The organism is Aeromonas australiensis (genome assembly GCF_000819725.1).
Classification (GTDB): Bacteria; Pseudomonadota; Gammaproteobacteria; order Enterobacterales; family Aeromonadaceae; genus Aeromonas; species Aeromonas australiensis.
This window is the reverse complement of record NZ_CDDH01000001.1, coordinates 1-11,222: the sequence shown is the minus strand read 5'-3', so window position 1 is coordinate 11,222 and position 11,222 is coordinate 1. Positions and strand designations below refer to the sequence as shown.

Sequence of the window (11,222 nt, the reverse complement as noted above, 5' to 3'; positions counted from 1 at the left end):
ACGGGAAGTGGGTAGGTGTGCCTCAAGTGCACTTAAAAACGATAGATGCGAAAAAGGCGTAGCGGTTATTAACCTGCTACGCCTTGCTATATATGGTGGCCCCTGGGGGACTTGAACCCACGACCAATCGATTATGAGTCGACTGCTCTGACCAACTGAGCTAAGGGGCCAAATTGTGCGTTTAGCGGCGTGGATTATAGGGTAAGAGGAAAGGGCAGTCTATAGGTATATCAACCACTTGGCGACTAATTGTCCAGCTCTGTAGGGGACTCAAAGCCGGCCACAAGGGTAAATGCCAGACAAAACAAAGCCCCGCATGGCGGGGCTTTGGCAGAGCAGTTTGACACACAAGGTCAGGACTATTCGTCCAGGAAGCTGCGCAGCACTTCCGAGCGGCTCGGATGGCGCAGTTTGCGCAGTGCCTTGGCTTCAATCTGACGAATACGCTCACGGGTAACGTCGAACTGTTTGCCCACTTCCTCGAGGGTGTGGTCAGTGTTCATGTCGATACCGAAACGCATCCGCAGTACCTTGGCTTCGCGGGCGGTCAGGCCGGCCAGCACTTCGCGGGTGGCGTTACGCAGACTTTCGCTGGTCGCGGCATCCGCTGGCAGGGCCAGGGTGGTATCTTCGATGAAGTCGCCCAAGTGGGAATCTTCATCATCACCGATGGGCGTCTCCATGGAGATAGGCTCTTTGGCGATCTTCAGTACCTTGCGGATCTTGTCTTCCGGCATACCCATGCGCATGGCTAGCTCTTCCGGGTTCGGTTCACGACCCATCTCCTGCAGCATCTGACGGGAGATACGGTTGAGCTTGTTGATGGTCTCGATCATGTGTACCGGGATACGGATGGTACGGGCCTGATCCGCGATGGAGCGGGTAATGGCCTGACGGATCCACCAGGTGGCATAGGTCGAGAACTTGTAGCCACGACGGTATTCAAACTTGTCTACAGCTTTCATCAGACCGATGTTGCCCTCCTGGATCAGGTCCAGGAACTGCAAACCACGGTTGGTGTATTTCTTGGCGATAGAGATAACCAGACGCAAGTTAGCCTCAACCATCTCTTTCTTCGCACGGCGGGCCTTGGCCTCACCGATGCTCATGCGACGGTTGATATCCTTGATCTGGGCAATTGACAGGCCGGTCTCTTCTTCAATCTGCTGCAGCTTGCCGATGGCGCGCTGGATATCTTCGTCCATCTCGGTCAGACGGGGAGACCAAGCCTTGCCAGCCTGCTTCTGGTATTCAAACCAGGCAGTTTCACACTCGTTGTTGGTGAAGGCCGCAACGAAGGTTTTCTTCGGCATTTTGGCCTGCTCAACGCAGAGTTTCATGATGATACGTTCCTGCACGCGAACGCGCTCCATCATCTCGCGCATGTTGTTGACCAAGCGATCGAACTGCTTGGGCATCAGGCGGAATTGACGGAATACATCGGCCAGCAGTGCGATGGCGGCTTGGGTATCTTCGTGCGCGCGACCATTCTTCTGAATGGAGAGACGGGTCACTTCATACTGGGCACGCAGTTCGCCAAATTTCTCGCGAGCGACTTCCGGATCCGGACCACCGTCACCATCGTCGTCAGAGCTGTCGCCATCTTCGTCTTCGTCTTCTTCCTCCTCTTCATCTTCATCGGCCAGGTCGTCTTCGCTGAGTTCGGAGCCGATATGCGTGGCGGTTGGGGCCATGTCTTCAGCTTCGTTCGGGTCAACAAAGCCAGAGATGATGTCAGAGAGACGCAACTGCTCGGCTTCGTACTTGTCGTACTGTTCAAGCAGATAAGTAATTGCTTCAGGGTACTCGGCGACGGAGCTTTGTACCTGGTTGATACCGTCTTCGATCCGTTTGGCGATATCGATTTCGCCTTCACGGGTCAGCAGTTCGACGGTACCCATTTCCCGCATGTACATGCGGACGGGATCGGTCGTGCGACCAATCTCAGATTCAACAGATGCCAGAGCCTGGGCCGCTGCTTCGGCAGCGTCCTCATCGGCGGTACCACCTTCAGCCATGATAAGGTCATCGGCATCCGGAGCGTTTTCAACCACTTGAATGCCCATATCGTTGATCATCTGAATGATGTCTTCGATCTGGTCTGAATCGACAATGTCTTGGGGGAGGTGATCGTTCACCTCGGCATAGGTCAGGTAGCCCTGTTCTTTACCTTTGGCAACGAGGAGTTTAAGCTGAGACTGCGGGGTTTGCTCCATAGAACTCATCCGGTTGGTGTTGCTAGGTTGCGCGTACAGTGCGCTGCTGCGCAAATAGCCAATTCTAATAGAAAACCGCCAGACATGCTATGTCTGGTTGCGGCGTCGGTCATGAGAAACCCCTGCCCGCAGTATTGTCGGGGCCAGGCGGTCATAAAATTTTTGCTTTTTATCCCGTCGATTCGGGCAACACTCTCCATATTGGGACTAATCACTCAAATATCAAGCCCCACTCTCATTTCTTTTCTCAATTTGCACCTCTCTGATCAGCATCATCAGCTCTTGGGTTTCTTCGGAGCTTAGTCCTTCCTGAGCCACTTTGGCCTGTAACTCTTCGATCCGTTGTTTCAGAAACTGGTTGATGAAGCCCACGAAGGTGTCCTGCAATTCTCCCAGAATATCGGGCTCTTGGTCGAGTTTGACCTCTTCAAAGAGATTGTGCATGGCCAGCTGAGCGAGGATCTCTCCCTCCTTGGTACCGCGCCAGTGTTCCAGCAGGATACCGGTAGTGATGCCGGGCTGTGCCAGGATCTGCTGGTGCAGTTGCAGCAGGAACTTGATGCCCTGTACCCGCAGTCCAGCCAATTCCGGCATGGGGGGAAGCTCAGCCGTCACCGCCGGATATTGCACCATCAGGGCCAGTGCTCGCCGCAGCGGCGTCAGCTTGGCAGCTTTGGGTTTGTTGAGATCGCGCTTGGGCTGACTGTTGCGGGCAAACAGTTCGGCGATGCGCTGCTTGTTCTCGCCCCAACGCATCATGCTGGAGAGGCGGGTGATCAACCCTTCGCGGGTAAACCCTTCCGGTACGCGGCGGATAAGTTCTGCGGCCTTGTTGGCCACTTCGAACTTGCCTGCTTCACCGGAGAGCGCCGCATCGCGGCCGAGACGCTCGAACATGAAGTCGGCGAACGGCTGGGCTTCATCGAGCAGGGCTTCGAAGCCCTCCTTGCCAATCTGGCGTACCAGCGAGTCTGGATCCTCGCCATCGGGCAGGAACACGAACTTCAACTCGCGGCCATCCTGCAGATGGGGGAGGGCATTATCCAGCGCGCGCCAGGCCGCTTCACGACCGGCGTTGTCACCGTCGTAGCAGCAGACCACCTCCGCGGTGGTGCGAAACAGGGTGTGGATATGGTCGCTGGTTGTGGCAGTACCCAGTGCCGCCACCGCATAGTCGATGTCGTACTGACCGAGTGCTACCACATCCATGTAGCCTTCAACCACCAGGATCCGGCGCGGATCCTTGTGTGCCTGCTTCACCTCGTAGAGACCGAACAGCTCCCGCCCTTTATGGAAGATGGGGGTCTCCGGCGAGTTCAGGTACTTGGGGGTGCCATCACCCAGCACCCGGCCACCGAAACCGATGACCCGGCCACGCTTGTCGCGGATCGGGAACATGATGCGATCGCGAAAGCGATCATAGCTGCCCGGACCGTTGTCACGAGTGATCAGCATGCCACCCGAGATAAGCAGTTGCTCGTGATCCCGACTGGCGCCGAAGCGGCGGCGCACCTGATCCCAGTCACTTGGGGCGTAGCCGATATTGAACCGTTTGACCACTTCACCGGTCAGACCGCGTCCTTTGAGATATTCTACCGCATGGGGAGCGCTCTTGAGATTGCTCTCGTAGAAGCGGGCGATCTGGTTCATCAGTTCGAACAGATCCTTGCTGACGGCGGGTTGGTTATTGGCCGAGCCGCCGATGCTCTGTTCGCGAGGTACCTGCATGCCCTGCATGCTGGCGAGCTCTTCGATGGCATCGGGAAATTCGAGACCGTCGTACTCCATGATAAAGCCGATGGCATTGCCGTGGGCACCACAGCCGAAACAGTGGTAGAACTGCTTCTCCTGGCTGACGGTAAAAGAGGGGCTTTTTTCGTTATGAAAAGGGCAGCAAGCCTGGTAGTTCTTACCGGCTTTCTTCAGCCGCACTCGCGAGTCGATCAGCTCGACTATGTCTGTGCGTGTGAGCAGATCGTCGATAAAGGATTGGGGGATCCTGCCTGCCATAACTGTCCTGTTTCATTGCGGAGAAAATAAAAAAGCCGCGCATTCCAAGGGAAGCACGGCTTCTTCGACCAAACAAGAGAGTTGCCTGTTACGCCAAGCGGGTTTTCACCTGCGCACTGACGGCGCCGACATCGGCACGCCCCTGAATTTTCGGCTTCAAGACAGCCATGACCTTACCCATATCAGCCATGACGGCAGCACCACTTTCAGTGACGGCTTGCTCGATCAGGGCGGCAATTTCATCTGCGGTCAGCTGTTGCGGCAGGAACTCCTGCAACACAACGATCTCGGCGGACTCTTTGTCGGCGAGATCCTGGCGACCGGCAGCTTCAAATTGACTGATGGAATCACGGCGCTGTTTGACCATCTTGGTCACGACAGCGAGGATATCCTCATCATTCAGCTCGATACGGGTATCGACTTCACGTTGCTTGATTTCTGCCATCAACAAGCGGATCGCTCCCAGACGTGCCTTATCTTTGGCAAGCATGGCGAGTTTTTGTTGATCCTTGAGTTGATCCTTCAGAGACAAGGCAATATCTCCCGATTAGTACAGGCGGATACGACGTGCGTTTTCGCGAGACAGCTTCTTGGCGTGACGCTTGACAGCAGACGCTTTGGCACGCTTGCGAATGGTAGTCGGCTTCTCGTAGAACTCACGGCTACGAACTTCGGACAGGATACCGGCTTTTTCGCAAGAACGCTTGAAGCGACGCAGAGCAACGTCAAACGGCTCATTTTCACGGACTTTGATTACTGGCATGTGCCTTTCACCTCAGTGATAAATTGTTAGCTGACCTTCAATCGATCAGCATGTCTTAAAATGGTGCGAAATTATACTCTGGACAGGGATTGAAAGTAAACCCGCAGAGATCGCTCTGGTTTAAAAAACCCGCGAAGGTTACCATAGCCGTCTCATTTTAGCAGTGAAAATTTTTAGCAATGCGTGTATTGGGTATAGAGACATCCTGTGACGAAACCGGGATCGCGATCTTCGATGATCAAAAAGGGATCCTTTCCCATCAGTTATATAGCCAGGTCAAGCTACATGCGGACTACGGTGGCGTCGTCCCCGAACTAGCTAGCCGTGACCATGTGCGCAAGACGATCCCGTTGATCCAGGCCGCATTGCAAGAGGCGGGACTGGGCAAAGATGACATTGACGGCATCGCCTATACCGCGGGTCCTGGTCTGGTTGGCGCTATTTTGGTGGGGGCCACCATCGGCCGTTCGTTGGCGATGGCCTGGAACAAACCAGCCATCGCAGTCCACCATATGGAAGGTCACCTGCTGGCCCCCATGCTGGAGGAAAAGGCCCCCGAGTTCCCCTTCGTGGCGCTGCTGGTCTCCGGTGGTCACTCCATGCTGGTGCGGGTTGATGGGATCGGCAGCTATCAGCTGCTGGGGGAATCCATCGATGATGCCGCTGGCGAGGCGTTCGACAAGACCGCCAAGTTGATGGGGCTGGATTATCCGGGTGGTCCGCTGCTCTCCCGTCTGGCCGAGAAGGGTACTAAGGGGCGCTTCCACTTCCCCCGTCCCATGACCGATCGTCCGGGCCTCGACATGAGCTTCTCTGGCCTCAAGACCTTCACTGCCAACACCATTGCCGCCAATGGTGACGATGAGCAGACCCGTGCCGATATCGCCCGAGCCTTTGAGGATGCGGTTGTCGATACTCTGGCTATCAAGTGTCGCCGTGCTTTGAAAGAGACCGGCCTCAAGCGTCTGGTTGGGGCCGGTGGTGTCAGCGCCAATCGTCATCTGCGTGCCCAGCTGGCCGAAATGATGCAAGAGCTTAGTGGTGAGGTGTTCTATCCCCGCACTGAATATTGCACTGATAATGGGGCGATGATCGCTTATGCCGGTATGCAGCGTTTGAAAGCTGGCGTGTTCGAGCCGCTAGTGGTCAAGGCAGTACCGCGCTGGCCGCTTGATACTCTGGATCCGGTCTGATCCAGACGATCCTGCCCCTTGTCGGGCGGATTATCTGATATGCCTTGGGCATGCTTCTGAGCTAACGCGGAGCCTGTTCGAGGCATTTTTTATTGCCTCTTTCTCGGCATGTTTTACTTCACATCGGCAGCGACTTAGCCAGGCCTGCGGCAACATCCCGAAGCCTGCTTGGGATGCCAATTGCTCTCGATAAGCTGAATTGATGGCTTTAGCGATGCTCCCTCATCCCGGCTTATGGTGGTTCGTTCTTCTATCTGCCGCTCTCCCAGGGGGTTCTATATCTGATTAACCGTGACAGCCCGACCTTGTATGACCCTATAAGGCAGATCGCGCTACAGGCGTCTTATAGCGCGATGGTGATGATAGGGGAGGGAAATGCCTTGCCGGATTGCCAAAAGGCTGTCACGACAATTGATAGGCTTATGAGGCGAGCTTTACCATCACCGGTCTTATATGGCAGAAGAACTCAAGTCACCGAAAGAAGAGATAAAAAAATCCCCGCCAACTGGCGGGGATTTTTGTTTGGCTATCGGCAGGCGATGCAATTACAGCAGGATGCCGCCGAAGAAGAAGCCCAGCGCCACGGCGATGGCGATGGTGGCGGTGCCCGGTACGAAGAAGGGGTGGTTGAAGACCGCTTTACCAATACGGGTGGAGCCGGTGTCGTCCATCTCTACCGCGGCCAGCAGGGTCGGGTAGGTCGGCAGTACGAACAGGGCACTCACGGCTGCGAAAGAGGCAATCGCAGTCAGCGGGCTGACACCCAGTGCCAGTGCGGCAGGCATCAGGGCTTTGGTGGTTGCACCCTGTGAGTAGAGCAGCATGGCGGCAAAGAACAGCACCACGGCCAGCAGCCAGGAGTACTGGTTCAGCAGGTCACCCGCGATCAGCTGGATGGTGTCCATGTTGCCTTTCACGAAGACGTTACCCAACCAGGCCACACCCAGTACGCAGATACAGGCGGACATACCGGACTTGAAGGTCGGCATGTTGGTCACTTGGGTGGCGTCCAGTTTGCACACCAGGGTCATGATGGTGGCTGCGGCCAGCATGATGCCCATGATAGCGCCGTCACGGGGGATCGGCGGATTGGTGATCAGACCCACTTTACCGGAGATGGCAGTGGCATAAGCCATGACAGCAACGATGGCGGCGATGAAGATCCAGACCGACAGTTTGGCGTACGGCTTGATCTCGAGCTTGGTAGTACCACGCAGTTTGATCAGGCCTTTGGCTTTGCGCTCCAGATAGACTTCGTCCTGATCCAGCGGTTTGCCCATCATGTTGGCAATGAAGGCGCCCAGGATACAGGCCAGGAAGGTAGAGGGGATGCAGATGGCCAGCAGGGTCAGGTAGTCAACACCAAGCGGCTCGAGCATACCGGAGAAGGCAACCACAGCGGCAGAGATTGGGGAGGCTGTGATGGCGATCTGGGAGGCGACCACTGCGATGGAGAGCGGACGGGATGGGCGGATCCCTTGCTCTTTGGCCACTTCAGCGATAACCGGCAGGGTAGAGAAGGCGGTATGACCGGTACCGGCCAGCATGGTCATCAGATAGGTCACGACCGGAGCGGCGAAGGTGATGTATTTGGGGTTTTTGCGCAGCGCCTTCTCTGCCAGGAAGACCAGATAGTCCATCCCGCCAGCCAGTTGCATACAGGCGATGGCGCAGATGACGGACGCAATGATCATGATCACATCCCAAGGGATGTAGCTGACCAGTTGATCGCTCGGGATAGGCATGCCCAGACCCCACGTCAATACCAGTACCCCCAGACCACCGGCAAAGCCGATGCCGATGCTACCTATCCGGGCCCCCAGATAGATAGCGGCGAGCACCACAAGTAACTCGATTCCAATCATAGCGATAACTCCATTTTTTAGTTTTTGGTTTTTATTTGGCAAAAAGCCAATTCCCGATCGGGCTGGGGATAAAGACCAATCGGGAACTGACTTTATGGGCCGGGAAGATCCCGGCCCATACTCGCTTATACGGCAGCTTCGCGGGTGAAACGCTTGGCTTTGTATTGCGGGTTCATCAGGTTCTCGATGGAGAGAATTTCGTCCAGCTGCTCGGCGCTCAGCAGACCGCGCTCAAGAACGACTTCGCGGACGTTCTTGCCGGTTTGGGCACAGATCTTGCCGACGATATCCCCTTCGTGGTGGCCGATGAAGGGGTTCAGGTAGGTCACGATACCGATGGAGTTCAGCACGTGATTCATGCAGATTTCCGGGTTGGCGGTGATACCTTCCACGCACTTCTCGCGCAGGGAAATACAGGCTTTTTCCATCAGGCTCAGGGATTCGAACATCGCCTGACCAATCACTGGCTCCATGACGTTCAGCTGCAGCTGACCGGCTTCGGCGGCGAAGGTGATGGTGATGTCGTTACCGAATACCTTGAAGCAGGATTGGTTGACCACTTCCGGGATAACCGGGTTGACCTTGGCCGGCATGATGGAGGAGCCCGCCTGCATTTCCGGCAGGTTGATCTCTTTGAGTGCAGTGCGCGGGCCAGAGGAGAGCAGACGAAGGTCATTACAGATCTTGGACAGCTTCATCGCCAGACGCTTGATGGCGCCGTGCAGCATGACGTAGGCGCCGCAGTCGGAGGTCGCTTCGATCAGATCTTCTGCCGGTACATAGGCACGGCCGGTGATCTCGGCCAGACGCTTGATGGCCAGTGCAGAGTACTCGGGCGGGGTGTTCAGACCGGTACCGATGGCGGTCGCGCCCAAGTTCACTTCCAGCAACAGCTCCTGGCAACGCTTGATGGATTTGATCTCTTCACGCAGGGTCACGGCGAATGCGTGGAACTCCTGACCCAGGGTCATCGGAACCGCATCTTGCAGCTGGGTACGGCCCATCTTCAGGATGTTTTTGAACTCTTTCGCTTTGGCATCGAATGCCGCGATCAGGTGCTCCAGCGCGTGCAGGGTCACGTCAGTGCTGTTGACAACAGCAACGCGGAAACCGGTCGGGTAGGCATCGTTGGTGGACTGGCACTTGTTGACGTGGTCGTTCGGGTTGATGACGTCGTAACGGCCTTTCTCCAGACCCATGATTTCCAGGGCGATGTTGGCCAGTACTTCGTTGGTGTTCATGTTGACGGAGGTGCCGGCACCACCCTGGTAAACGTCGACCGGGAACTGGTCGAAGCATTTGCCGGTGTTCAGCATCAGGTCGCAGGCTTCTACGATCTTGTCAGCAATTTCAGGACGGATGGTACCCAGTTCACCGTTTGCCAGCGCAGCGGCCTTCTTGGTCAGCACCATACCGCGGACGAATTCCGGAACGTCAGAAATCTGCTGAGAGCTGATCTTGAAGTTCTCGACCGCGCGCAGGGTGTGCACACCGTAGTAGAGATCATTGGAAACTTCTTTGGTGCCCAGCAGGTCTTCTTCAATGCGGACGCTCTTGATGTCGCTCATTGTAATGCCTCAGAAATCAGATAAATGGAAAATTCCTCACCGAGTGGTCGCGAGTTCCTTGCGCACAGCTCATCCTGAAGCACCACACATCGAGTGGGGCGGTTGGGAGAGTGACCTCCCGAAAAACTAATCAATATACTACTCCAATTGAGGTATCGGTTATTAGAGGTGGATCACTAAACTAGCGACATTTTCAAATTACTTTGAGGAAAGTACACATATGTTATGAAGTTTTTATAATTATGATTTTTATCAGTTTTTGTGGCTGATTGCTGGTTTTGTAGATTGCTGATGATCTTGGTGTCAATTGATCTGCTTGAAAAGACGGGAGCTGACCCCATCTATTCAGGACAGAAAGTGGTGATGGCGGGGTGGCAACATCGCTTCTTACCATCGTTGGATGGACGCCACTTTTTCTTAATTTACCGGTGCTGGAGTGGATATGGGCAAGTTGTTTCTGTTGTTGGTGGGTCTGGTTGTGCTGGAGCTCACCGTGATGATCGAGGTCGGCTCGGTCATCGGGGCGCTGCCGACAGTCGGCTTGCTCATACTGACCGCAGTATTGGGCTCCTCGCTGGTGCGCAGTGAAGGGATCAAGACCCTGTTCAGTGCCCAGCAAAAGATGCAGATGGGCGAGATGCCGGGCCGCGAGGTGATGGGGGGCATGATGCTGGCGTTGGCTGGCTTGCTGCTGATTATCCCGGGTTTCGTGACCGATATTTTCGGTGTGCTGTTGCTGCAACCCTGGCTGCGCAACAAACTGGCCGATAAGCTGATCGGCAGCAGTCAGTTCCGGATGCAGATGGGGGGCTTCCAGCAGGGAACACCATCACCGTTTGGCAAGGCACCGTCCGATGATCATCTGGGGAGCGCCAAGCAGGGCGGCACCACCATCGAAGGCGAGTTTGAGCGCAAAGAGTGAGCGCAAAGAGTGAGCGTAAAGAGTAATCGACGAACGAAAACCCGAGGCGAGTGACTGGATCAGGGCTTGCCCTGATGGCACAACGCCTCGAAGCGGTGTCGGGCATACCACCATGCGAGGGTGCCCGCCGCCAGATTGGCTAGCAGTATCCCCAGATATATCCCCTGTTCTCCCCCCAGTTTTGCCCCCAGCCAGGCTCCTGGCAAGAGCAAGCCAAATAGTCTTAATCCGTTGAACAAGAAAGAGATACTGGATGCCCGCACGCCATTGAGTGCCGAGGCAAGCAGCATCACCATGCCCTGAAAGCCGTAACCGATCGGCACCAGATGCAGATAGAGAATAATCAGGCGAATGACCTGCGGATGATCGCTAAACAGATTGGCGATCAGCGGGGCGAGCAGCCAGGTCAGGCCATAGATGGCGAGCTGGAACAGCAAGGCAAACCTCATGCAGCTCTGAAGTGCGGCTTTGGCCCGGGCCGGATTGCCGGCGCCGCAGTTTTGCGAGATGAAAGGGGCCAGTACGGAGGCGAGGGCCATCATCACGATGAGCAGTAGCGCCTCGACCCGCGATGCGGCGCCGTAAGCGGCTACCACCTCGGTACCCAGACCCGCAAAGATCGTCATCAGCACCGCATTGGCCAAGGGGTTGAGCATATTGGTAAAAGAGGCGGGGGTGGCTACAT

9 protein-coding genes and 1 tRNA gene are annotated in these 11,222 nt (G+C 55.8%); 2 read left to right on the top strand and 8 right to left on the bottom strand.

Annotated elements, in window-relative coordinates:
- Positions 1-93: 93 nt before the first annotated feature.
- From BN1117_RS00050 to rpsU, 5 genes are all read right to left on the bottom strand, one after another.
- Positions 94-170: transfer RNA gene (locus BN1117_RS00050), tRNA-Ile, on the bottom strand.
- A gap of 189 nt (positions 171-359) precedes the next feature.
- Positions 360-2,255 (bottom strand): RNA polymerase sigma factor RpoD, encoded by a 1,896-nt coding sequence (rpoD, locus tag BN1117_RS00045; RefSeq protein ID WP_342027632.1) that lies wholly within the window; start codon positions 2,253-2,255, stop codon positions 360-362.
- A 183-nt stretch (positions 2,256-2,438) separates the two neighbouring features.
- Positions 2,439-4,226: a DNA primase gene (gene dnaG, locus BN1117_RS00040; RefSeq protein WP_040093827.1), complete on the bottom strand. Its 1,788-nt coding sequence runs from the start codon at positions 4,224-4,226 to the stop codon at positions 2,439-2,441.
- Positions 4,227-4,314: 88 nt separating this feature from the next.
- Positions 4,315-4,758, bottom strand: coding sequence for a GatB/YqeY domain-containing protein (locus BN1117_RS00035; protein ID WP_033136006.1), 444 nt, complete (start codon positions 4,756-4,758; stop codon positions 4,315-4,317).
- Positions 4,759-4,773: 15 nt separating this feature from the next.
- Positions 4,774-4,989, bottom strand: a complete 216-nt coding sequence (gene rpsU, locus BN1117_RS00030) for a 30S ribosomal protein S21 (RefSeq protein ID WP_005309452.1) — start codon at positions 4,987-4,989, stop codon at positions 4,774-4,776.
- Between the two features lie 179 nt (positions 4,990-5,168).
- Between rpsU and tsaD the strand changes: the two genes are divergently transcribed.
- Positions 5,169-6,182 carry a tRNA (adenosine(37)-N6)-threonylcarbamoyltransferase complex transferase subunit TsaD gene (gene tsaD, locus BN1117_RS00025; RefSeq protein ID WP_040093824.1) on the top strand — a complete coding sequence of 338 codons (1,014 nt, stop codon included), beginning with the start codon at positions 5,169-5,171 and terminating at the stop codon, positions 6,180-6,182.
- Between the two features lie 545 nt (positions 6,183-6,727).
- Here the strand turns inward: tsaD and BN1117_RS00020 are convergent.
- Both BN1117_RS00020 and aspA read right to left on the bottom strand, forming a co-directional pair.
- On the bottom strand, positions 6,728-8,047 hold the full coding sequence (locus tag BN1117_RS00020; protein WP_040093822.1) for an anaerobic C4-dicarboxylate transporter: 1,320 nt from the start codon (positions 8,045-8,047) through the stop codon (positions 6,728-6,730).
- 125 nt (positions 8,048-8,172) lie between these two features.
- A complete protein-coding gene (aspA, locus tag BN1117_RS00015) occupies positions 8,173-9,615 on the bottom strand; it encodes an aspartate ammonia-lyase (protein ID WP_040093821.1) in 1,443 nt (480 codons plus the stop codon).
- Positions 9,616-10,057: 442 nt separating this feature from the next.
- Here aspA and BN1117_RS00010 point away from each other — a divergent pair, with 442 nt between their 5' ends.
- On the top strand, positions 10,058-10,537 hold the full coding sequence (locus BN1117_RS00010) for an FxsA family protein (protein WP_040093819.1): 480 nt from the start codon (positions 10,058-10,060) through the stop codon (positions 10,535-10,537).
- A 59-nt stretch (positions 10,538-10,596) separates the two neighbouring features.
- On the opposite strand, the gene BN1117_RS00005 is transcribed toward BN1117_RS00010, so the two are convergent.
- A partial coding sequence (locus BN1117_RS00005) for an MATE family efflux transporter (protein WP_040093817.1) occupies positions 10,597-11,222 on the bottom strand: 626 nt, incomplete at its 5' end.

Bases quoted from the DNA above. Each gene is read 5' to 3' on its own strand.
- dnaG (WP_040093827.1), bottom strand. From the start codon at position 4,226: ATGGCAGGCAGGATCCCCCAATCCTTTATCGACGATCTGCTCACACGC.
- rpsU (WP_005309452.1), bottom strand. From the start codon at position 4,989: ATGCCAGTAATCAAAGTCCGTGAAAATGAGCCGTTTGACGTTGCTCTG.
- tsaD (WP_040093824.1), top strand. From the start codon at position 5,169: ATGCGTGTATTGGGTATAGAGACATCCTGTGACGAAACCGGGATCGCG.
- BN1117_RS00020 (WP_040093822.1), bottom strand. From the start codon at position 8,047: ATGATTGGAATCGAGTTACTTGTGGTGCTCGCCGCTATCTATCTGGGG.
- aspA (WP_040093821.1), bottom strand. From the start codon at position 9,615: ATGAGCGACATCAAGAGCGTCCGCATTGAAGAAGACCTGCTGGGCACC.
- BN1117_RS00010 (WP_040093819.1), top strand. From the start codon at position 10,058: ATGGGCAAGTTGTTTCTGTTGTTGGTGGGTCTGGTTGTGCTGGAGCTC.